Here is a 21,517-nt window from a genome sequence, read left to right as displayed (position 1 = left end):
CCTCGAGCACGCCCCCCTCCCCGCAGACCGCCTCGCGGACGTTGGGGGAGTTGGGCAGCATGGTGATCACCAGCTCGTTTCCGGCGGCGGCCTCCCGCGGCGTATCCGCCGCGCGCGCGCCCGCCGCGGCGAGTTCCGCCACATGCTCGGGATGGTGGTCGCAGACGGTGAGCGCGTGCCCCGCCCGCAGGAGGTTCTTTGCCATCGGCCTGCCCATGATGCCGAGGCCGATAAATCCGATCTTCATAACAGCGCCTCCTTAAAAGCCGATCCGGCTGAGAAAACGCATGAGGTTATCGACGGTGAGCGCCATATCGCTTTTGCTGCGCGTCCTGGCAACCGAAAAGTCGACCGCCACGCGGTTGGTGCTGAAGACCGCCGACACCCCCTCCTCATAGGCGTTTTCGATGTTGTCGCCGATGTCCCCGACGAGCGCCACGAGCGGCACGCCGTGCTTTTTGCAGCGGCGGGCCACGCCGATGACCACCTTGCCGCGCAGGCTCTGGGTGTCGATCTTGCCCTCGCCGCTCAGCACAAGGTCAGCGTCGGACACGAGCCGGTCGAAGCCGACGGTGTCGAGCACCGTTTCGATGCCCATCTGCAGTCGGGAGCCGAGGAAGGCGACCATGCCGCCCCCCATGCCGCCCGCCGCGCCCGCGCCCGGCAGGTCCGCCACGTCGCGGCCGAGCTCCCGCCCGACCGTGCGGGCGATCGCGGAGAGCTGCCCGTCGAGGTATTCGACCATCGCGGGGTCTGCGCCCTTCTGCGGGCCGAAGATGTGGGCCGCGCCGTTTTTGCCGCAGAGGGGATTGTCGATGTCGCACATCGTGATGACCTCGATCCCCCGGAGCGCGGGCAGCAGCCCCGACATGTCGATCTTCGCGACGCGCGCGAGGTTTTCGCCCACCGGGACGAATTCCTCCCCCGCCTCGTCGAGAAAGCGCACGCCGAGCGCCGCGGCCGCGCCCGCCCCGAAATCGTTGGTGGCGCTGCCGCCCAGCCCGACGATCATCTTTTTGCAGCCGCGCCCCGCGGCGTGGGCCATGAGCTGGCCGACGCCGTAGGTGGTGGTCTTTTCGGCGTGCCGGTTCTCCCCCACGAGCGGCAGGCCCGCGCAGGCCGCCATCTCGATGACGGCGGTGGAGCCGCCGTCCAGCAGGCCGTAATACCCCTCCATCTCCTCCATGTAGGGCCCCCTCACGGGGACCGTGACCCGCTCGCCGCCGACGGCGGCCAGAAACGCGTCCACGCTTCCCTCCCCGCCGTCCGCGACGGGGATCGGGACGACCTCCGCGTCCGGATAGTAGGCGCGGACCGCCTTTTCCATAATGCCGCAGATCTCCGAGGAACTCATCGTCCCCTTGAAGGAGTCGGGCATCAGGATCACTTTTTTCATGCATATCCCCCTTTGGAGAAAAGCCGGACAGATCCTGTCCGGCTTTCCATCCTTGAAATGTTTGCCCCCGCCCGCGTCAAATGAGGATGAGGGAGAGAATCCAGATGAAGATCATAGCCGCGACGCCCATCAGCAGCGTCAGCATGGTCTGCGTTTTGTAGCCGTCCTGCGCCTTGAGCTCGCCGAAGTTGGTGACGACCCAGAAGTAGGAGTCGTTCGCGTGGGATACGGTCATCGCGCCCGCACCGATCGCCATGACGGTCAGGGCGGCGGCCACCGGGGAGGTCAGCCCCAGCGCGGCCATCATGCTGCCCGACTCGGAGATCGCGCCCATGATGCCGGCGGTCGTGGTGATCGCGACCGTCGAGGAGCCCTGCGCCGACTTGAGGATGGCGGCGATGAGGAAGGGGAAGAAGATGCCGACGCTCGACAGGAACGCCGCGTTCTCCGACATATAGTCGACGAAGCCCGCGGTGGAGATGATCTTGCCGAGCACGCCGCCCGCGGCGGTGATGAAGAGGATCGGGCCGACCGTCTTGAGGGTCTCGTCGGTCAAGTCGCGGAATTCGCCCATCTTGCCGGCGGTGACCAGCGTCGCGATGCTGCACAGCAGGCCGACCGCCAGCGCGATGATCGGCGCGCCGAGGAAGGCGCAGACGCTCGCGAGCCCGCCCTGCCAGCCGAGGATCGAGGAGATCGAGCTCAGCGCCATCAGGATGATCGGCAGAACGATCGGGGCGAAGGAGGCCAGAGTGCTCGGCAGCTTGCCGTACTCCCTGACGAGCTCCTCATAGCTCTTGACGACCTCATTGTCGTCGGGGTTGTCCTCGGAGGGGGATTTGACCCGCTTGCCGATGTATTTGGCGAAGAAATACGCCACGACCAGGCAGGGGATCGAGACGAGCGCGCCCATGCCGATGACGAGCAGCAGGTTGTTCCCGATGCCGAGGGTGCCGGCCGCCGCGATCGGGCCGGGCGTCGGCGGGATGAAGACGTGCGAGATGTAAAGGCCGCCCGACAGCGCCACCGTCATCGCGACGGAGGAGCACATCGTCTTTTTGACCATCGCCTTGCGGATGGGGTTGAGGATGACGAACCCGCTGTCGCAGAAGACGGGGATCGAGACGATCCAGCCCATCAGCATGATGGCGATTTCGGGGTGCTTCTTGCCCACGATCTTGACGACCGCGTCGGCAAGGCGGATGGCGCCGCCGGTCTTCTCGAGGAAGAAGCCGATCATCGCGCCGAGGATGATGACGATGCCGATGCTGGAGAAGGTGCCGGAGAAGCCCGCGCCGATCGTGCCGGGGATATCGGCAAGCGGGATGCCGACGATAATCGCCAGCAGCAGCGCCACGCCCATGATGGCGAGGAAGGGGTGCAGTTTCAGCTTGGAAATTGCGAGGATCATCACGACGATCGCGATGACAAATGTGATGAGAAGCGGTACTCCTGTCATAGTCTCTACCTCCATTCAAACATGCCTATGTGATGCGGCTTTCGCCGCCGCCTGCCCCGATTGTCCGCTCTCTTTCTTTAACGAGCCGCCCATCCGGGGCCATCCCGCGAGGCCCGGAGGAGCGGCTTTTACACGATTGGGTGTTTTCCACATTTTGTCCCGCCGATTTTTCCCTTTTTCTGTCATAATTATACTATGCCATTTGTTTGCCGTCTATGTTTTCAGGGACAGATTCTATTAATAGAATCTGTCCCTGAAAACAGAATTATAGAAAGCGCCCCTCCTTTGTTCACATTCTATACAAAATTCAGCTCGTCCCGGTTTTCGTTGTAGAACTGCACCGCCAGATAGAAGAGGGACGAATCCGACAGGCTGCGCGGGTCGTAGCCCGTCTGCTCACAGAGCTTGCGCAGCTTGTACTGGAGGGTGTTCTTGTGGATGAAGAGCTGGGCGGCCGCGTCGGAGAGCGATCCGTCCGCCTCGAAATAGACCTCCAGCAGGTGCACCCAGGAGTCGATCTCCTCGGGGGTGAAGCCGCGGAAGATGCGGCGGATGAATTCCGCCTTGGAGGTCTGGGGAATCTCATCCATGAAGAGCTCGAGGTTGATGTCGTCGTAGAACCGGATCGTGCTCCCGCGGGAGGCGCGGCAGGCCCTGAGCGCCTTGTGGGCGCGCAGGTAGGACTGGTGCAGGAGGCTGCCGTCCCGGCTGTCCGCGCCCACGATCACGCGGATGCTGAACTGCCGCCACACCTGCGCCTGGATCTGCTGCGCGAAGAACCGCAGCTTCGCGTCCTCGCAGTCGGGCATGAGGCAGATCATCTGGGAGGCCGTCTTGGCGAAGACGCCGTTCTTCTCCTCCCCGACCATCCGGCGGACCGTCTTGTTCACCCGGTCGATGATCCGCTGGCCCTCGGGGCTGTCGCTGTAGTCCCGCAGGTTTTCGATCTCCGCCACGAGCACCCGGCGGGGCAGCGTGATGTCGATGCCCAGCCGCGCGCCCCGCTGGATGAACGCCTGTCCCTGGCTGATCGCGTCGCCGTAGAGCCATTCGTCGATGAAGCGGGTGCGGATGCGGTCGTCGATCTTCTTCTGCTCCTTGTCGAAATTCTCGATCAGCAGGATCTCCGTCATCTTTTTGATGATCTGCCCGTATTTGACCACCTCGTCCCGCTCGCCGGTGATCCCCACGACCCCCGCGATCTCCCCGTCGAGCAGGATGGGCAGGTTGATCCCCTTCCGGGTCCCCTCGTATTCGTCGTCGCTCTGGATGATCAGCTCGTCGAGATGCTCCCCGATCACCCGCGCGGCGCCCTCGTGGTAGGTATCCATCCGCTCGGGGTCGGTGCTCGCGATGATCGTGCCGTCCGCGTCCATCATGTTGACGTGCTGGCCGATGATGCCGCTGATCTCGTTGACGATCTGCATGGCGTTCCGCTTGGAAATATCCATATGGCAGCCCTCCCTTCCGGTTCCCATTATACCACATGCAAAGCGCGTGTGGTATCATCGCGCATCTGGGTGGAAGCGTCAGAGGCGCCGCGCAAAGCGCATACCGCCGCCCCCTCCGCACATATAATGGTGGGACGGGGAGGGGTTGCCATGCGGCGCGGAAAAATCGTTCTTGCGGGGATTCTGCTAGCGGCGGCCGCGGGGGCGGCGCTGTTTGCCGCGCGTCCCGCCGCGGCGCCCGCTTCGGAGGCGCTGCCCGCCTCCTCCTATATCAAATGGGTCGATTTCAACGTGCCCTCGGCCGCGCTCGACGGGAGCTACCGGGCAGCGGTGACGGCGCATGGGGAGGGGCTTTCCGCGCCGATGCCCGACCTGCTCGCCTGCCTCGCGGCGGGCTACTGGGGCAACTGGAAGTCCTACCGCGCCGCCGACCTCGACCGGCTGATGGACCGGCTGCGCGCCGGGGAGACGCTCGACGGCATCGGCGGGGAATATAAGGACTATCCCTATTATAAGGAGGCCTACGGCGCGGTGCTGGACGGCATGGTCGGGGATTACGCTATCGCGCTGCCCGATGGGGACGGAGAGCCGCGCTGGCAGGTCAAATACGGGCTCAAGGCCTACTGCCCGGTGGCGGAGGGCTTCGGCTTTTCCCACTGCGACGATTTCGGCAACGCCCGTTCCTTCGGCTACCGGCGCAGGCATCTCGGCAACGACCTGATGGGCAACGTCGGCAGCCCCATCGTGGCGGTCGAGTCGGGGGTGGTCGAGGAGCTCGGCTGGAACCAGTATGGGGGCTGGCGGATCGGCATCCGCTCCTTTGATGGCAGGCGCTACTATTATTACGCCCACCTCCGCAAGGGGGGCCCCTACCAGCCGGGGCTCGAAAAGGGGAGCGTCGTGCAGGCGGGCGACGTCATCGGCTATCTCGGCATGACGGGCTACTCCAACACCGAGGACGTCAACGGGATGAAGGTGCCCCACCTGCATTTCGGCATGCAGCTCATCTTCGACGAATCGCAGAAGACCGGCAACGGGGAGATCTGGATCGACGTCTACCAGCTCGTCAATTTCCTCGAGCGCAACCGCAGCACCGTCGACCGGGGCGCCGGCGGATGTTACAGCCGCCGGTATGAATACCTGGACTTTTCCGCCGCGCAGTATCTTACGGACTCGCGCGGAGCATCCTAAAAGAGCGGGGCTGCGCCCCGCTCTTTCTGTTCTGCTGGGGACCGGCGCGCAGCCGCAAAAATGGCTCTTCCCTTTTCTATACTTGTCTGGTATAATATAAGGCGACCAAGGAGGCGGTAGTTATGATGAACGCATTGCATCCCGTCCTGTCGGCCGCTATCGGCACGGGGTTCACATTTTTGATGACGGCGCTGGGCGCGGCGGTCGTCTTCTTCTTCCGCGGGGAGATCAAGGCGTCCTTCCAGCAGGTCTTTCTGGGGTTCGCGGCGGGCGTCATGATCGCGGCGTCCGTCTGGTCTCTGCTCATCCCCGCCATCGACATGGCGGAGGAGCAGGGGATGATCGGCTGGATCCCCGCGGCGGGCGGCTTTGTGCTCGGCGGGCTCTTCCTCATGCTGCTCGACCGCCTGCTCCCCCACCTGCATCCGGGCAGCGACAGCCCCGAGGGCATGCCCTCCTCCCTGCGGCGCACGACGATGCTCGTCTTCGCCGTCACGCTGCACAACATCCCCGAGGGGATGGCCGTCGGGCTCTCCTTCGCGCTGGCCGCCCAGGGCGGCGCGGCGAACACCTTCGCGGCGGCCGTCGCGCTCGCCATCGGCATCGGGCTTCAGAACTTCCCCGAGGGCGCCGCAATCTCCCTCCCCCTCAAGAAGGAGGGGCTCTCCAACACCCGCTCCTTTATTTACGGCGCGCTTTCGGGCATCGTGGAACCGATCGGCGGCATCCTCACCGTGCTGATCGCCGGGTCGGTCTCCCCCGTCATGCCCTGGCTGCTCGCCTTCGCGGCGGGCGCGATGATCTATGTGGTCGTCGAGGAGCTGATCCCCGAGGCGCACCTCGGCGAACACTCCCATGTGGGCACCATCGGCGTCATGTTCGGCTTCCTCGTCATGATGATCCTCGACGTGGCGCTGGGATAACAGAAATATTCCGGGACATCCGCAACAGAAACAGGAGTGAAAACATGCTGGAACTGCAAAATATCACCGTGGATGTGGACGACAGCCGCGGCATCCTCCGGGACGTGAGCCTCAAAATCGACGACGGGAAATTCGTCGTGATCACCGGGCCGAACGGCGGCGGAAAATCCACCCTCGCCCGCGTCGTCGCGGGAATCACCCGGCCTGCGGCGGGGCGCATCCTCCTCGACGGGGAGGACGTCACCGGCCTCGGCATCACCGAGCGCGCCAGGCGCGGCGTCGGCTTCGCCTTCCAGCAGCCGGTGCGCTTCAAGGGGCTGACGGTGCGGGACCTCGTCGAGCTGGCCGCCGGGGGTTCCCTGAGCGAGCAGCAGCTCTGCGGCTACCTCAGCGACGTGGGGCTCTGCGCAATGGACTACATCGACCGCGAGGTGAACGCGAGCCTGTCGGGCGGCGAGATCAAGCGGATCGAGATCGCGTCGGTCATGGCGCGCAAAACGCGGCTCACCATCTTCGACGAGCCGGAGGCGGGCATCGACCTGTGGAGCTTCCAGAACCTCATCGGCGTCTTCCAGAAGCTGCGCCGGGAGACGAGCGGCTCGCTCGTCGTCATCTCCCACCAGGAGCGGATCCTGGAGATCGCGGACGAGCTGGTCGTGCTCGCGAGCGGCGTCGTCACGGCGCACGGCCCGCGGGAGGAGATCCTCCCCGGCCTGCTCAAGGGCGACGGGAGCCGCTGCGCCTTCTGCCCGCAGGAAGGGGGAATCTGCCATGAATAAGATCACCGAAATGCTGCTCGAGATGGTGTCCGAGCTATCCGGCGTGCCGAAGAACGCCGCCTACAACATCCGCGAGGACGGCGGCTGCGCCGGGCGCGCCTCGACCGACAACGTGCGCATCACCTCCAAGACCGACGAACCGGGCATCGACATCAGGGTGCTGCCCGGCACGAAGGGCGAAACCGTCTACATCCCCGCCTGCGTCACCCACACGGGGGTGCGCGACCTCGTCTACAACGACTTCTACATCGGCGACGGTGCGGACGTCACGATCGTGGCGGGCTGCGGTGTGCACAACGAGGGGGAGGAGGAGTCCCAGCACAACGGCGTCCACCGCTTCTTCATCGGCAAGGACGCGCGGGTCCTCTACCTCGAAAAGCACGTCGGCGTCGGCGAGGGGACGGGCAGGCGGATCATCAACCCGCAGACCTGGGTCCGCATCGACGAGGGCGGCTACATGAAGATGGACACCACCCAGATCAAGGGGGTCGACTCGACCAAACGGATCACCCGCGCCGAGCTCATGAAGGACGCCCGGCTGGTCATCCGCGAAAAGCTCATGACCCACGGGGAGCAGACCGCCGAGACCGATTTCTCCGTCGACCTCACGGGGGAGGACTCCGGCTGCGACCTCGTCTCCCGGTCGGTCGCGCGCGGCAGCTCCCACCAGGTGTTCCGCTCGGTCATCAACGGCAATACCCGCTGCACCGGGCATTCCGCCTGCGACGCGATCATCATGGACGAGGGGTCGGTCAGCGCGATCCCCGAGCTGACCGCGGCCAGCGTCGACGCCGCCCTCATCCATGAGGCGGCCATCGGCAAGATTGCGGGCGAGCAGCTCACCAAGCTGATGACGCTGGGCCTCACCGAGCAGGAGGCCGAACAGAAGATCATTGAGGGATTCTTAAAATAAACGAAAAACGGGCGGGCCGCTCACGCGGCCCGCCCGTTTTTATTTGCTATGCCTTCCCGAAGCGGGAACGCGCGAGCCCCGCCAGCCAGAAGCAGGCGAAGACTGCGATGTTCGCGACGACGACCGACGCGCCCGCCGGGGTGGAGAAGGCGAACGACCCCACGATCCCCGCGAAGAAGCAGACGACCGACACGGCCGCGGAGGTGACGACGACCCCCTTGAAGCTGCGGCAGACCCGCATCGAGGTGAGCGCCGGGAAGATGATGAGGGAGGAGATGAGCATCGCGCCCATGATGCGCATGCCCACGACGATGGTGATCGCCGTCAAAAAGGCGATGAGCATGTTGTAGAGCTTCGCATTGGTGCCGGTGGCCTGCGCGAACGCCTCGTCGAAGGTGACGGCGAAGATCTTGTTGTAAAAGCAGACGAAGAGCAGCAGCACGACGGCGGACAGCGCGACGGAGAGCACGACGTCCCCCCCGCTCATCGCGAGGATGCTGCCGAACATATAGCCGTAGACGTCGGTGTTCATGCCGGTGGTCAGCGAGGTGACGATGACGCCGATCGCGAGCGCGCTCGACGCGATGAGCGCGATGGCGGCGTCCCCCTTGATCTTGCTGCTTTCGCTGATGCGCAGCAGCAGAAACGCGGCGATCACGACGACGGGCACCGATACGGCCAGCGGCGCGACGTTCATCGCCATCGCGACCGACAGCGCGCCGAACCCGACGTGGGAGAGGCCGTCGCCGATCATCGAATACCGCTTGAGCACGAGGGAGACCCCGAGCAGGGCGGCACAGAGGGCGACGAGGATGCCCACGATGAGCGCGCGGCTGATAAAGGAATAGGAAAAGAGCTCGCGGAACAGCTCACCCATGCGCGTCACCTCCCAGCAGCCTGCGGCAGACGTCGCTTTGCAGGTATTTTTCCGACGGCCCGTAGAAGAGCACGCCGGTGTCCATATGCAGGATCTTGCCCGCGTAATGCACCGAGCAGTTGATGTCGTGGCTGACCATGACGATCGTCACGCCCTCCCGGTTGAGCTGCCGGATCAGCGCGTAGAGCTCGCTGGTGACGACCGGGTCGAGCCCCGTCACCGGCTCGTCGAGCAGCAGCAGCTTTTCGGTGGCGCAGAGGGCGCGCGCGAGCAGCACCCGCTGCTGCTGCCCCCCCGACAGGTCGCGGTAGGATTTTTTGACCAGCCCGCCGATGCCCAGCTTTTCGATGTTGGCCGACGCGATTCTCCGTTCGGCGGGCGAATAGAAGGGCCACATCCCACGGCGGTTGAGGCAGCCCGAGAGCACGACCTCCCACACCGACGCGGGGAAGTCCCGCTGGACGATCGTCTGCTGGGGCAGGTAGCCGATCATATTCTGTTTGAGCCCGTCGCCGAAGGCGATCTCCCCGGCGCGCGGCTTCAGGAGCCCGAGCAGCCCCTTGAGCAGCGTCGACTTGCCCGAGCCGTTCTCCCCGACAATGCAGACGTAGTCGCCGTCCTCAATGTCGAAGCTGACGTCTTCCACGGCCAGCTGGTTCTCGTAGCCCATCGTCACGTTTTTACAGGATATCAGCGCCATCAGTTCAGCCCCTCCCGCAGGTTTTCAACGTTCTGCTCCATCAGCGAGAGGTAGGTCGCGCCGTTTTGCAGCTCCTCCCTGGAGACGTTGTGGCAGGAGTGGAGCAGCAGCGGCTTCGCGCCCGTCTCCTCCGCGATCGAGCGCGCGACCTTCGGGTCGGTCAGCTCCTCGTAGTAGATGACGGGGACGCCGTCCGTCTCGATCGCGCGGATGATCTGCGCCACCGCGCCCGCGCTCGGCTCGGTCTCGCCCGAGCAGGAGTCGAACGCCGAGATGCAGGTGAGCCCGTACCGCTCGGCGAAGTAGTGCAGCGCGAACCGGCCGCCGAAGACGATCTCCCGGCGCTTTCCCGTCTCCACGACCTCGGAGAACCGTTCGTCGAGCGCGTCGAGCCGTCCCTTATATTCCGCCGCGGCCGTCTGGTACTCCCCGGCGTTCTCCGGGTCGGCCGCGCAGAGCGCCGCCGCGATGTCGTCCACCATGATCTTGGCGTTCTGCGGGTCGGTCCAGATGTGCGGGTCGTACCCGCCGTGGTCGTGGCCGTCCCCGTCATCGTCCTTTTCGAGCGTCACATGCGCCGACAGGTCCACCGCCCGCACGCCCTCCCCGGCGCCGGCGAGGATCTTCTCCGCCCACGGCTCCATATATTCGCCCGTATAGAGGAAGAGGTCGGCCTTCCCGATCATGATGATGTCCGCGGGGGTCGGCTCGTAGGAGTGGCTCTCCACCCCCGGCGGCAGCAGCAGCGTCACGTCGGCGTGCTCCCCCGCGATCTGCCGCGCAAAGTCGTACTGGGGAAAGAGGGTCGCCACGACCTTCACCCGGCCGTCCTCCCCGCCGTCTCCGGCCGGGGCCGCGCAGCCCGCCAGCAGGAGGACCGAGAGGAGGGCGGCGGCTATTCTTTGGATCTTTTTCATTTGGGTTCTCCCTGGTTCTTCGCGGCGCAGTCGGCGCAGAGGCCGTAGAGCACCGTCTTGGTGTTGTCGATCATAAACTGGTGGTGTTCCAGCACATGCTTCGACACCTCGCCGAGATAGTCGCACTCGACGTGGATGAGCCTGCCGCAGCCGGTGCACTTTAAATGAAAGTGCTCATGGCAGTCCTCCCGTCCGGTGAACTGGTAGCAGGCGCCCGCGCCCTCCCCGAGGTAGTAGCGGCGCACCGCGCCCTGCTCGACCAGCCGGTCGAGGGTCCGGTAGACGGTCGTCCGTCCGACAGGGAGCTGCTGGGCGCGCAGATGGGCGGCCACATCCTCCGCGGACAGGTGCCTGTCGCGGTTCTCGGTCAGAAATTGCAGAATCCGCTCCCGCTGGCGCGTCTTATATCCGTCCGGCATCCCTTCGCCCCCCTGTAATTTGAAAATGAATTCCGATTTCATATTTTACCCCACCCCGCCGCGCTTGTCAAGGAAGACCCGCCCACAATGGAATATTGCACCAAATTTACAGCTCCCATACGCCGCAAAGCGGCTGTTTTCGGGCGTTTCGTCAATATCTGGAAAAGGTGGGAAAACGCTCCTTTCCTGTTTAGTTTGGGCAAAAAAATCTCACATTTTTCAATGCTTTCTGTTTGTATTTTACAGTTCATTGTCAAATTAAACAATCAATCGGTGCATTTATCGTCCAAAATGTCATATCTGTGAAGATATTTCATGAAACTGCAAAGAAAATTTGATGGTTTTCGAAGTTACCCCCGTCTATAATGAAAACGGTGGCGTGAGCGTATCGGGAGAATACGTCCATACCGCCGGAAGAAAGAACACAAATGTTTAGGAGGAATTGAATGATGAAAAAAATTCTCGCTCTCGTGTTCGCATCACTCATGATTCTGTCTCTGGCCGCGTGCGGCAGCAAGCCCGCCGCCGAGCCCGCTCCGGTTGAGCCCGCCGCTCCGGCCGAGTCCACTGCTCCCGCCGAAGACGCCGCTCCGTCCGAGGAAGCTCCCGCTGCGGATGCTGCCCCCGCGACCCTGAACGGCGACGGCATCACCGTCGGCGCTTGCATCTACAAATTCGACGATACCTTCATGACCGGCGTCCGCAACAACATGACCGCGCAGGCTGAGTCCCTGGGCGCGACCATCGAGATCGTGGACTCCCAGAACAAGCAGCCGACCCAGAACGAGCAGGTTGACACCTACATCACCAAGGGCGTCAATGCTCTGGCTGTCAACCCGGTCGACCTGACCGCCGCCGGCCCGATCATCGACAAGGCTTCCGCCGCTGGCATCCCGATCGTTCTGCTCAACCGTCAGCCTTCCGAAGAGGACATGGCGAAGTATGACAAGACCTGGTACGTCGGCGCCCGCGCCGAGGAGTCCGGCACGATGTCCGGCCAGATCATTCTCGACTACTTCAAGGCCAATGCAGGCGCCGACAAGAACGGCGACGGCGTGATCCAGTACGTCATGCTCCAGGGCGAGCCCGGACATCAGGACGCGGTTCTCCGCTCCGAGTACTGCATCAAGGCCATCGAGGACGACGGCACCTTCAAGACCGAGGCGCTCGGCCAGGATACCGCCATGTGGGATAAGGTCAAGGCGACCGACCTCATGAAGAGCTTCATCGCTTCCCAGGGTCTTGACAAGATCGAGGCTGTCTTCGCGAACAACGACGACATGGCGCTCGGCGCGATCGAAGCCCTGAAGGCTGAAGGCTACAACACTGGCGACGCTTCCAAGTACATCCCGGTCGTCGGCGTTGACGCGACCGCTCCGGCTCTGGAGTCCATGAGCAAGGGTGAGCTGCTCGGCACCGTCCTGAACGACGCTGAGAACCAGGGCATCGCGACCGTCAACGTGGCCGTCGCGGCTGCGCAGGGTCTCGAGATCACCAAGGATACCGTTGGCTACGACGTCACCGATGGCAAGTACATCTGGGTCCCGTATGTCAAGGTCACTGCCGACAACTATCAGGACTTCATGTAATCTGAATCACTCAGATGCATTTAGTTTGATAAACGGGCATTCCTAGGCACCTTTAGGCGGGGAACGCGAAAGCAAGCGCTTTCCGCGTTCCCCGCCGAATTTTATGTCCGCGGACCGGTCGCCGGGCTGCCGTGCGCTGTTTCCCGCAGCACGGCAAACGCGGGCATCTTATTTCAGGAAAGAAGGAGGACGACTGTATGGGCGAATACGTGCTGGAAATGAACAAGATCACCAAGGTTTTTCCCGGCGTCACCGCCTTGGACGGCGTTACACTAAAAGTCCGTCCGGGCACCGTGCACGCTCTGATGGGTGAGAACGGCGCCGGCAAATCCACCCTGATGAAATGTCTTTTCGGCATCTATCACGAAGATGGCGGCGAGATCATTCTCGACGGGAAAAAGGAAGTCATCAACACTTCCAAGCAGGCGCTTGATCTGGGCGTTTCCATGATCCACCAGGAGCTCCACCCGATCCGGTTCCGGCCGGTCATGGAGAACATCTGGCTGGGCAGGTTCCCCATGAGGGGCATCGCCGTGGACCGCAAGAAAATGATCCAGATGACCAAGGACCTGTTCAAAAAGGTCGATCTGGACATCGACCCCGAAATCCGCGCCGGCGAGCTCTCCGCATCCACCCTGCAGCTGGTGGAGATCGCAAGGGCCGTCAGCTACAACTCGAAGATCATTATCATGGATGAGCCGACTTCGTCGCTGACCGATAATGAGACCGAGCACCTCTTCAAGATCATCAACCAGCTCCGCGACGAAGGACGTTCCATCATCTACATCTCGCACAAGATGGAAGAGATCCTGCGCATCGCGGACGAGGTCACCATCATGCGCGATGGACAGTATGTCGGCACCTGGCCCGCCGCCGAGCTGACCACCGACCTGATCATCAGCCGCATGGTCGGCCGCGACATGACCAACCGCTTCCCGCCCAAGGACTACGAGCCCTTCCCGCGCGAGACGGTGCTCCGTGTCAAGGACCTCTGCTCCCCACTTCCCAAATCATTCCAGGACGTCAGCTTCCACCTGCACCGCGGCGAGATTCTCGGCATCGGCGGACTGGTCGGCGCGCAGCGCACCGAGCTGGTCGAAGCGATCTTTGGTTTGCGGGAGATCGCTTCCGGTATCATCGAGAAGAACGGCAAGGCCTTCCACGTCAAGAACGTGCGTGACGCCAAAGCCGCCAAAATCGCCCTGCTGACCGAGGAACGGCGCGCGACCGGCGTGTTCGGTTCCCTTTCGGTGCTCGACAACACCGTTATTGCAAGCCAGCAGAAATACGCCAGACACGGCGTGCTTCAGGAGAAGAAACGCTACCAGGCCGCGTCGGAAGCCGACAAGCAGCTCAACGTCAAGACCCCGACCCTTGAGACCGCCATGCAGAACCTTTCGGGCGGCAACCAGCAGAAGGTGCTGATCGCCCGCTGGCTGCTCACCGACCCCGACATCCTGATTCTTGACGAGCCGACGCGCGGCATCGACGTCGGCGCCAAATATGAGATCTACACCATTATGCTCGACCTCGTCAAGGCGGGCAAGAGCATCATCATGATCTCCTCCGAGATGCCCGAGCTGCTCGGCATGGCCGACCGCGTCATGGTCATGTGCGAGGGCAGGGTTACCGGCTTCCTCGAGAAGGACCAGTTCGACCAGGTCGAGGTTATGCGCCTGGCAACCCAGTTTATGAAATGATTTAGGAAAGTGAGGTACTAGGAATGCAAGGAAAGATCGTCCCCCGCGCGAAATTCTCCCTTGGCTTCATCATTGGCGGCGGCGTTTTGATCGTCCTCGGTTTGCTCCTGCAATTCGCCGTTGACCTGTCCAAGGTGATTTTTGACCTGCCGGTCATCATGATCGGCCTCGGCATCATCGTCGCCATCTACGGCGGCATCCAGTATTCCCGGCGCGCCACCCTCGGCGACGTCACGTTCTCCAAAAAAGCGGCGAAAGCCTTCCTGACCAACTACGCGATCATCCTCGCGCTGCTCGTGCTCGTTGTGATCATCTGCATCAAGGAGCGCCGGTTCATGCAGGTCCGCGTTATCCTCGATATCCTGTCGATCTCCTCCACGAGGCTGATCATCGCGCTGGGTATCTGCTTCACCCTGCTGATCGCGGGCACCGACCTCTCCGCCGGCCGTATGGTCGGTCTGGCGGCGGTCATCTCCTGCTCGATGCTCCAGACGGCTACATATGCCAACCGCTTCTACCCCGACCTGCCGCAGGTCCCGATCATCCTGCCGATCCTGCTCGCGATCATCGCCTGCATGTTCTTCGGCACCCTGAACGGTTTCCTCGTCGCGAAATACGACATGCACCCGTTCATCGCAACGCTGGCCGTCCAGGTTATCGTCTACGGCGCGACTTCCCTCTACTTCGATCTGCCTCCCAACAACTCGCAGCCTCTGGGCGGCATCCGCTCCGACTTCTCCGCCCTCGGTCTCACCAAGCTCGGTGAAATCAGGAACGCGGCCGGACAGGTCGTCTTCCCCGGCATCTCGATCCTCGTCCCGATCGCCCTCGTCGTGCTGGTGATCATCTGGTTCGTGCTCAACAAGACGGTCTTCGGCAAGAATGTCTACGCCATCGGCGGCAACCGTGAAGCGGCGGTCGTTTCGGGCGTCAACGTCTTCAAGACCATCATGGGCATCTTCATCCTCGCCTCCGCCCTCTACGGCGTCGGCGGCGTCCTGGAGGCCGCCCGTACCGCGGGCGCCACCAACAACTACGGCAACGGCTATGAGCTCGACGCGATCGCCGCCTGCGTCGTCGGCGGCGTCTCGCTGAACGGCGGCATCGGTAAGGTCGGCGGCATCGTCTCCGGTGTTCTGATCTTCTCGGTCATCCAGTACGGCCTGCAGTTTATCAACATCTCCCCGATGTGGCAGCAGGTCATCAAGGGCATCATCATCGCCGTCGCGGTCGCGATCGACATGGGCAAATATCGCAAGAAATAATCCTAACCGTTTGGTTTCCCAAAAAAAGGGCCGGCTTTTGAAGTCGGCCCTTTCTTTTTTTGGAAGAAAATGATATAATGCTAGTGATTATCAGGGGAACAATACTGTGTATCCTGCACAGAACCCCTTCCGGCGCGCACGACGCGCCCTGTTTTCCCACTGCAGCGGGGGCCGGCGCGAAGGGCCGCCCGCCTGAAAAGCCCTCCCGCCGGGGAGGTTTTGCGGCCGCGGGCGGGGACCCGCCGGCCGGAAGGAGGATTCCATGTCCCTGTACCGCGTTATGCTTGTCGACGACGAGGAGGAGATCCGCGACGGGATCCGGCGCAAGATCGACTGGAAGGGCAACGGGTTCGAGCTGGTCGCCTCGGCCGAAAACGGCCAGGAGGCGCTCGAGCTGGCCGAGCAGCTCCACCCCGACGTCGTGATGACCGACATCAAGATGCCCTTCATGGACGGGCTCACCCTCGGGAAGCGGCTGTGCGAGCTGATGCCCGACACCAAGCTCGTGATTTTCTCCGGCTTCGACGACTTCGAGTACGCCCAGAAGGCGATCCAGATGGGCGCCGCCGAGTACATCCTAAAACCGATCAACGCCGCCGAACTGACGGCGGTTTTGCAGCGTCTGAAAAGCCAGCTCGACGCGGAGTTCGCCGAAAAGCGCAACATCGCGCTGCTGCGCCAGCGCTACCAGAGCAGCCTGCCGCTGCTGCGTGAGCAGTTCTACGCCCGCCTGCTCGACGGGCGGATTACCGAGCGCCGCGCCGGCGAACAGGCGGAGCAGTACGGCATCGACCTGTCGGGGCGGTACTGGGCGGTCGTGCTCACCCATTTCGACAGCGACACGCCGGAGGACGCGCCCATCCGCCAGAGCGAGCTGCTTCCCCTCTCGGTGCGGCAGATCATCGACGAGAACCTCGGGCGGCGGTGCTGCTTCAAGAGCACCCTCTACAACGACTCGGTCGCGGTCATCGCCAGCTTCGACGAGCGCGGACAGGTGCTCGCCCTCATCGACGGCATGAACCAGGTCTGCAAGCTGGCCAAGCGGTTCCTGCGCCTGACGCTGACCGCGGGGGTCGGGAGCCTGTGCGAGTCGCTCGCCGACCTGCATTTTTCGGCCGAGGGCGCGCGCAGCGCGCTCGACTACCGGGTGCTGATGGGCTCGGGGCGTGCGATCTACATCGACGACGTCGAGCCCGACCCCACCGCGCAGCTCCCCTTCGACGAGCAGGACAAGCGCGACCTGCTCGCCGCCATCAAGCTGGGGACCCCGGAGAATATCCGTCACGCCGTCGACCGCTGTGTCGGGCGGTTCAAGGAGGCGCGCCTGCCGATCGGGCAGTACCAGCTCTGCCTCATGGAGATGATGGCCGAGCTGCTCAAGGTCATCCGCACCTACCAGCTCGACGCCTCCAAGGTGTTCGGGCGGGATTTCGACAACGGCTTCGCCCTCACGAGCTTCGATTCCCTCGACGAGCTGGGCCGCCGCCTGACCGAGATGTGCCTGACGATCTCCACAATGATCCGCCGGGAGCGCACCAACTCCTCCAAGGAGATCGCCGAGAGCGCCAAGCAGTTCATATCGGAAAACTACCAGAGCCCCGACATCTCGGTCGAGATGCTCTGCGACCATTTGCACGTCTCCCCCGCCTACTTCTCCACCCTCTTTAAAAAGGAGACGGGCATGAGCTTTGTGGCCTACCTCACGCAGGTGCGCATGGACGAGGCGGTCAAGCTCCTTTCGACCACCGAGGACAAGACCTACGAGATCTCGCTGAAGGTCGGCTACACCGAGCCGAACTATTTCAGCTACGTCTTTAAAAAGCAGTTCGGCATGTCGCCGACCAAATACCGCAGCAGCCAGGGGGCCGCACATGATTGACGCCATTCGGGAGTGGTTCCGGCGCGTCACCAAGTCCTACCAGAAGCGCAGCATCCAGTACATGATCTCGATCTCCTTTACGATCGTGGCGATGGTGGGGATGATCTTCCTGGGGCTGACCCTCTACCTGCGCTTCGCCACCTCGACCGAGCAGATGGTCAAGGAGGACAACCGGCGCGTCATCGAGCAGGTCAACATGAACCTCGACACCTACCTGCGCAATATGATGCGCGTCTCGGACGCGATGTATTACCGCGTCATCAAGAACGTCGACCTCGCGGACGAGACGATCGACGCGCAGATGAACCTGCTCTATGAGACCAACCGCGACCTGCTCGTCAGCATCGTGGTGGTGGACGACGAGGGCGGGCTCGTGGCTGCGTCCCCGCTCTCGATCCTGAAAAAGACGGTCCAGCCCAACGGGCAGGACTGGTTCGTGCGCGCGATGGGCAAGATCGAAAACCTGCACTTCTCCGCCCCGCATGTGCAGAACCTCTTCGAGGACCCCGACTACCGCTACCGGTGGGTGGTCTCCCTCTCCCGCGCCGTCGAGCTGACGAGCAGCGGAAACGTCCGCCACGGCGTGCTGCTCGTCGACATGAACTTTTCGGGCATCGAGCAGCTCTTCAAAAACGTCCGCCTCGGCGGCAGCGGCTACGTCTACCTCATCGACAGCGAGGGGGAGATCATCTACCACCCCCGTCAGCAGCTGCTCTACTCCAACCTGCTCGAGGAAAACAACCACGCCGCCGTCCACTACGAGGACGGCAACCACGTGGAAACCTTCAACGGCCGGGAACGGGTGGTCACCGTCAAGACGGTCGGCTACACCGGCTGGAAGATCGTCGGCGTGACCCCGATGGCCGACATCACCGCCGACTACTACCACATCCGAACCTTCGCGGTCTTCATCATCTTCTTTACGATGTTTCTGATGGTGTTCGCGAACCTCTTCGTCTCGTCGCGCATCGCCAACCCGATCAAGGCGCTGGAAAACTCGGTCAAGGAGCTGGAAAAGAACAACCTCGACGTCAACATCGCCGTCGGCGGCTCCTACGAGATCCAGCACCTCGGCAAGACGATTCGCCGGATGGTGGGCCAGATGCGCCAGCTGATGGAGGACATCGTCGTCGAGCAGGAGGCCAAGCGCAAGAGCGAGTTCGACGCGCTCCAGAGCCAGATCAATCCCCACTTCCTCTACAATACCCTCGATTCGATCGTCTGGATGATCGAGAACGAGCGGTACGAGGAGGCGGTCACGATGGTCACCGCGCTCGCGCGGCTCTTCCGCATCAGCCTGTCCAAGGGCAAAACGGTCATTCCGGTGAACGACGAGCTCGAGCACGCGCGCAACTACCTGACCATCCAGAAGATGCGCTACAAGAACAAATTCGCCGTCTCGATCGACGCCGCGCCCGAGACGCTGCGCCTCGAGACGATCAAGCTGATCGTCCAGCCGCTGTTGGAAAACGCCATCTACCACGGCATGGAGTTCATGGACGGGGACGGCGAGATCCGGGTCCGCTCCTACGTCGGGGAGGACGGCGACCTCTACATCGACGTCGAGGACAACGGCAGCGGCATCCCCGAGGAGGTCTGCGGGACCCTTCTGACCGACGAGACGCGGGTGCGCTCCAAGGGGTCTGGCATCGGGCTGCGCAACGTCAACCAGCGCATCCAGCTGCGCTACGGGGAGGGCTACGGCCTGACCATCCTCAGCGAGCCGGACGTGGGCACCACCGTGCGCATCCACCTGCCCCGCCACAGCTACGACGAGGCTGTGAAAGGAGGGGATGTGAAATGACGCAGCGAAAGATCCTCGTGTTTGTGCTGCTCCTGTCCGCGTTCGCGATCTCCTTCGCGATCCTCACCTTCGACGTGCTCGGGGAGGAGAAGGTCCCCGAGGTCTACGACGTCTCCCTCATCGTGCGGGGCAAGACGGGCGAGCAGTGGGAGAGCATCAAGCAGGGGGCCGACCAGGCCGCCAGCGAGATGAACGTCGACCTGAGCTTCATCACCCTGTCGGAGGAGAACAACCTCCCCGAGCAGATCTCCCTGATCCAGCGCGAATACGACAGCGGCGTGGACGCGATCGTCCTCGCCGCCGCCGACAGCAACGGCCTGGTCAGCACGGTCGAGCAGGTCTCCGAGAACATTCCGGTGGTCTGCATCGAATCGACCGTCAACAGCGCCGCGGTCAAGTCCTATATCTCGGCGGACAACTACGCCATGGGTGTCCAGCTCGGCCAGGAGATCGTGCGCAGCGGCAACGCCCGCAAGCGGCTGGCCGTCGTGGAATCGAGCGCGCAGTGCAGCAACGTGCAGCAGCGGCGCGCCGGGCTCATGAGCGTGCTCGGCGAGATCGGCGGCGAGGTAATCAGCTGGACGCTCCCCGACGATTCGTCGGAGGCCGCCCGGACGCTGGCCCAGGAGCTGCGGCCCAAGTCGGTCGACGTGGTGGTCACCCTCGACGTCACCGCGCTCGAGGCGGCCGCGCAGGCGGTCATCGACGAGCAGGCCGATTACCTCACCCTCTTCGGCATCGGCTCGACCGGCAAGGTCGCTTCCTATATCGAGCAGGACATTGTCAACGCCACGATCGTGCAGAACGATTTCGGCATCGGATACCTGGGGGTCAAGGCGGCCGTCGATTCCCTCAAGAAGCGGCCGGTCGCGCCGGCCACCGTCGTCGAGCACCGCATGATCAACTGGAAAAACATGTACGACCCGGAAAACCAGCGGCTGCTCTTCCCGTTTATCCGCTGAACCGGCGCCCCGGCGGGGACCCGCAAGAAGGAGGTTTTCGCATGAACACGCTCTGGAAAAGGACGGCGCTCCTGTTGTCCGCCGCGCTCTGCCTGACGCTTTTTTCCGGCGGATGCAGCGATTCGGACGACAGCCAGAACCCCGACCTGCGGCAGATCAAGATCGGCATGACCGTCTACCGGCAGGACGACACCTTTATCTCCACCCTCAGCGGGTATTTCCTCGAGACCGCAAAGGCCCGCGAGTCCCGGGACAAGGTTAAGATCTCCGTCAATGTGATGGACGGCAAGGGCAACCAGGGCATCCAGAACGACCAGGTGGACAAGTTCCTCTCGCAGGGCTACGACGTCATCTGCGTCAACGAGGTCGACCGCACGGCCGCCTCCGTCATTATCGACAAGGCCAAGTCCGCGAACATCCCCATCGTCTTTTTCAACCGCGAGCCGGTCGAGGAGGATATGCAGCGGTGGGACCGCGCCTACTATGTCGGCGCCATCGCCAGCGAATCGGGGGTCCTGCAGGGACGGATCGTCTCCAACCTCTTCAACCAGAACCCCGAGCTGGTCGACCGTAACGGGGACGGCAAGATCCAATACGTCATGCTTGAGGGGGAGCCCGGCCACCAGGACGCCGCCATCCGCACCGAATATTCGATCAAGACGGTGACGGGCGCGGGCATCAGCGTGGAGAAGCTCGCCAACGACACCGCCAACTGGCAGCGCGCGCAGGCCTCCGCCAAGATGGGGCAGTGGCTGAAGGACGAGGAGATCGGCCCCCGTATCGAGGTGGTCTTCAGCAACAACGACGATATGGCGCTCGGCGCGATCGACGCCTACCGCGCGGCGGGCATCGAAGACCTGCCGGTGATCGTCGGCATCGACGCAACGCCCCCCGCCCGCGAAGCGATCAAGGAGGGGACGCTGACCGGAACCGTGCTCAACGACGCCAAGGGACAGGCCGAGGCGATCTTCGAGCTCGCCTACGCGCTTTCCACCGGGCGGGACGTCAAGGAGGCGGTCCCCCGGCTGGAGGGGCAGTATGTCTGGCTTCCCCACCGCACGATCACGATCGGGAACGTCATGCAGGAGTTCGACGACTGAGTGCAAAAAAGGGCTTGCCTTTCCCCGGACGATGTGCTATAATATCACTTGTCTCGGGAGCATAGCTCAGCTGGTTAGAGTGCCTGCATCACACGCAGGAAGTCCAGGGTTCGAGTCCCCGTGTTCCCACCAGATCAAACCGGCCGGTCTTCTGACCGGCCGGTTTTGTTTTGCCGAAAATTTGCCGCACCGG

General features: G+C 63.1%; 18 protein-coding genes, 1 tRNA gene and 1 pseudogene. 12 read left to right on the top strand and 8 right to left on the bottom strand.

The annotated features are described in order from the left end of the window. From RCI06_RS01885 to RCI06_RS01870, 4 genes are all read right to left on the bottom strand, one after another. On the bottom strand, positions 1-247 hold a 247-nt coding region (locus tag RCI06_RS01885), incomplete at its 3' end, for an NAD(P)-binding domain-containing protein (RefSeq protein ID WP_306573862.1). Positions 248-259: 12 nt separating this feature from the next. Continuing rightward, complete coding sequence (locus tag RCI06_RS01880) at positions 260-1,396, bottom strand: glycerate kinase (protein ID WP_256151546.1); 1,137 nt, start codon at positions 1,394-1,396, stop codon at positions 260-262. A gap of 76 nt (positions 1,397-1,472) precedes the next feature. Continuing rightward, on the bottom strand, positions 1,473-2,855 hold the full coding sequence (locus RCI06_RS01875) for a GntP family permease (protein ID WP_306573861.1): 1,383 nt from the start codon (positions 2,853-2,855) through the stop codon (positions 1,473-1,475). Positions 2,856-3,151: 296 nt separating this feature from the next. Continuing rightward, on the bottom strand, positions 3,152-4,306 hold the full coding sequence (locus RCI06_RS01870) for a sugar diacid recognition domain-containing protein (RefSeq protein WP_158595539.1): 1,155 nt from the start codon (positions 4,304-4,306) through the stop codon (positions 3,152-3,154). Between the two features lie 150 nt (positions 4,307-4,456). Between RCI06_RS01870 and RCI06_RS01865 the strand changes: the two genes are divergently transcribed. The 4 genes from RCI06_RS01865 to RCI06_RS01850 all read left to right on the top strand — a co-directional run bounded on the left by RCI06_RS01865 (position 4,457) and on the right by RCI06_RS01850 (position 8,112). Beyond that, positions 4,457-5,497 carry a M23 family metallopeptidase gene (locus RCI06_RS01865; RefSeq protein ID WP_276871574.1) on the top strand — a complete coding sequence of 347 codons (1,041 nt, stop codon included), beginning with the start codon at positions 4,457-4,459 and terminating at the stop codon, positions 5,495-5,497. A gap of 125 nt (positions 5,498-5,622) precedes the next feature. Then, on the top strand, positions 5,623-6,420 hold the full coding sequence (locus tag RCI06_RS01860) for a ZIP family metal transporter (protein WP_101553269.1): 798 nt from the start codon (positions 5,623-5,625) through the stop codon (positions 6,418-6,420). A gap of 44 nt (positions 6,421-6,464) precedes the next feature. After that, positions 6,465-7,199 carry an ABC transporter ATP-binding protein gene (locus RCI06_RS01855; protein WP_276871578.1) on the top strand — a complete coding sequence of 245 codons (735 nt, stop codon included), beginning with the start codon at positions 6,465-6,467 and terminating at the stop codon, positions 7,197-7,199. Beyond that, on the top strand, positions 7,192-8,112 hold the full coding sequence (locus tag RCI06_RS01850) for a SufD family Fe-S cluster assembly protein (protein WP_101552091.1): 921 nt from the start codon (positions 7,192-7,194) through the stop codon (positions 8,110-8,112). Before RCI06_RS01855 ends, RCI06_RS01850 begins: the two co-directional genes overlap by 8 nt. 46 nt (positions 8,113-8,158) lie before the next feature. Here the strand turns inward: RCI06_RS01850 and RCI06_RS01845 are convergent, their stop codons facing one another. From RCI06_RS01845 to RCI06_RS01830, 4 genes are read right to left on the bottom strand one after another with little or no spacing between them, the layout of a single operon-like run. Next, positions 8,159-8,989: a metal ABC transporter permease gene (locus RCI06_RS01845; RefSeq protein WP_101552093.1), complete on the bottom strand. Its 831-nt coding sequence runs from the start codon at positions 8,987-8,989 to the stop codon at positions 8,159-8,161. After that, entirely contained in the window at positions 8,982-9,689 is a 708-nt protein-coding gene (locus RCI06_RS01840) for a metal ABC transporter ATP-binding protein (protein WP_373690833.1), read from the bottom strand. Before RCI06_RS01840 ends, RCI06_RS01845 begins: the two co-directional genes overlap by 8 nt. Further along, entirely contained in the window at positions 9,689-10,606 is a 918-nt protein-coding gene (locus RCI06_RS01835; protein ID WP_306573856.1) for a metal ABC transporter substrate-binding protein, read from the bottom strand. The genes RCI06_RS01840 and RCI06_RS01835 overlap by 1 nt, the downstream gene beginning before the upstream one ends. Next, positions 10,603-11,025: a Fur family transcriptional regulator gene (locus tag RCI06_RS01830; protein WP_306573854.1), complete on the bottom strand. Its 423-nt coding sequence runs from the start codon at positions 11,023-11,025 to the stop codon at positions 10,603-10,605. Before RCI06_RS01830 ends, RCI06_RS01835 begins: the two co-directional genes overlap by 4 nt. A gap of 656 nt (positions 11,026-11,681) precedes the next feature. Between RCI06_RS01830 and RCI06_RS01825 the strand changes: the two are divergent. The 8 genes and pseudogenes from RCI06_RS01825 to RCI06_RS01790 form a co-directional block, all read left to right on the top strand. Continuing rightward, a pseudogene (locus RCI06_RS01825) lies at positions 11,682-12,614 on the top strand (galactose ABC transporter substrate-binding protein); the annotation flags it as partial. 197 nt (positions 12,615-12,811) lie between these two features. Beyond that, entirely contained in the window at positions 12,812-14,314 is a 1,503-nt protein-coding gene (locus RCI06_RS01820; RefSeq protein WP_101552103.1) for a sugar ABC transporter ATP-binding protein, read from the top strand. 23 nt (positions 14,315-14,337) lie between these two features. Continuing rightward, entirely contained in the window at positions 14,338-15,579 is a 1,242-nt protein-coding gene (gene mglC, locus RCI06_RS01815) for a galactose/methyl galactoside ABC transporter permease MglC (RefSeq protein ID WP_276871589.1), read from the top strand. Positions 15,580-15,841: 262 nt separating this feature from the next. Further along, positions 15,842-17,458 carry a response regulator transcription factor gene (locus RCI06_RS01810; protein WP_101552107.1) on the top strand — a complete coding sequence of 539 codons (1,617 nt, stop codon included), beginning with the start codon at positions 15,842-15,844 and terminating at the stop codon, positions 17,456-17,458. Next, positions 17,451-19,262, top strand: coding sequence for a cache domain-containing protein (locus tag RCI06_RS01805; RefSeq protein WP_276871592.1), 1,812 nt, complete (start codon positions 17,451-17,453; stop codon positions 19,260-19,262). The genes RCI06_RS01810 and RCI06_RS01805 overlap by 8 nt, the downstream gene beginning before the upstream one ends. Further along, positions 19,259-20,224: a substrate-binding domain-containing protein gene (locus RCI06_RS01800; RefSeq protein WP_306573851.1), complete on the top strand. Its 966-nt coding sequence runs from the start codon at positions 19,259-19,261 to the stop codon at positions 20,222-20,224. Before RCI06_RS01805 ends, RCI06_RS01800 begins: the two co-directional genes overlap by 4 nt. Before the next feature lie 41 nt (positions 20,225-20,265). Further along, positions 20,266-21,324 carry a galactose ABC transporter substrate-binding protein gene (locus RCI06_RS01795; RefSeq protein ID WP_101552113.1) on the top strand — a complete coding sequence of 353 codons (1,059 nt, stop codon included), beginning with the start codon at positions 20,266-20,268 and terminating at the stop codon, positions 21,322-21,324. 55 nt (positions 21,325-21,379) lie between these two features. Further along, positions 21,380-21,456 (top strand) — tRNA-Val (locus tag RCI06_RS01790). Positions 21,457-21,517 lie beyond the last annotated feature (61 nt).

The organism is Anaerotruncus massiliensis (ex Togo et al. 2026), from assembly GCF_030825285.1.
Lineage (GTDB): Bacteria > Bacillota > Clostridia > Oscillospirales > Ruminococcaceae > Anaerotruncus > Anaerotruncus massiliensis.
Note: the sequence above shows the minus strand (reverse complement) of the source record. Positions and strands in the feature narration are given on the sequence as shown.

Excerpts from the sequence above, each read along its gene's own strand:
- mglC (WP_276871589.1), top strand. The coding sequence starts at position 14,338 with ATGCAAGGAAAGATCGTCCCCCGCGCGAAATTCTCCCTTGGCTTCATC.
- RCI06_RS01805 (WP_276871592.1), top strand. The coding sequence starts at position 17,451 with ATGATTGACGCCATTCGGGAGTGGTTCCGGCGCGTCACCAAGTCCTAC.
- RCI06_RS01870 (WP_158595539.1), bottom strand. The coding sequence starts at position 4,306 with ATGGATATTTCCAAGCGGAACGCCATGCAGATCGTCAACGAGATCAGC.
- RCI06_RS01845 (WP_101552093.1), bottom strand. The coding sequence starts at position 8,989 with ATGGGTGAGCTGTTCCGCGAGCTCTTTTCCTATTCCTTTATCAGCCGC.
- RCI06_RS01880 (WP_256151546.1), bottom strand. The coding sequence starts at position 1,396 with ATGAAAAAAGTGATCCTGATGCCCGACTCCTTCAAGGGGACGATGAGT.
- RCI06_RS01830 (WP_306573854.1), bottom strand. The coding sequence starts at position 11,025 with ATGCCGGACGGATATAAGACGCGCCAGCGGGAGCGGATTCTGCAATTT.
- RCI06_RS01855 (WP_276871578.1), top strand. The coding sequence starts at position 6,465 with ATGCTGGAACTGCAAAATATCACCGTGGATGTGGACGACAGCCGCGGC.
- RCI06_RS01835 (WP_306573856.1), bottom strand. The coding sequence starts at position 10,606 with ATGAAAAAGATCCAAAGAATAGCCGCCGCCCTCCTCTCGGTCCTCCTG.
- RCI06_RS01795 (WP_101552113.1), top strand. The coding sequence starts at position 20,266 with ATGAACACGCTCTGGAAAAGGACGGCGCTCCTGTTGTCCGCCGCGCTC.
- RCI06_RS01840 (WP_373690833.1), bottom strand. The coding sequence starts at position 9,689 with ATGGCGCTGATATCCTGTAAAAACGTGACGATGGGCTACGAGAACCAG.
- RCI06_RS01820 (WP_101552103.1), top strand. The coding sequence starts at position 12,812 with ATGGGCGAATACGTGCTGGAAATGAACAAGATCACCAAGGTTTTTCCC.
- RCI06_RS01850 (WP_101552091.1), top strand. The coding sequence starts at position 7,192 with ATGAATAAGATCACCGAAATGCTGCTCGAGATGGTGTCCGAGCTATCC.
- RCI06_RS01800 (WP_306573851.1), top strand. The coding sequence starts at position 19,259 with ATGACGCAGCGAAAGATCCTCGTGTTTGTGCTGCTCCTGTCCGCGTTC.
- RCI06_RS01860 (WP_101553269.1), top strand. The coding sequence starts at position 5,623 with ATGAACGCATTGCATCCCGTCCTGTCGGCCGCTATCGGCACGGGGTTC.
- RCI06_RS01875 (WP_306573861.1), bottom strand. The coding sequence starts at position 2,855 with ATGACAGGAGTACCGCTTCTCATCACATTTGTCATCGCGATCGTCGTG.
- RCI06_RS01865 (WP_276871574.1), top strand. The coding sequence starts at position 4,457 with ATGCGGCGCGGAAAAATCGTTCTTGCGGGGATTCTGCTAGCGGCGGCC.
- RCI06_RS01810 (WP_101552107.1), top strand. The coding sequence starts at position 15,842 with ATGTCCCTGTACCGCGTTATGCTTGTCGACGACGAGGAGGAGATCCGC.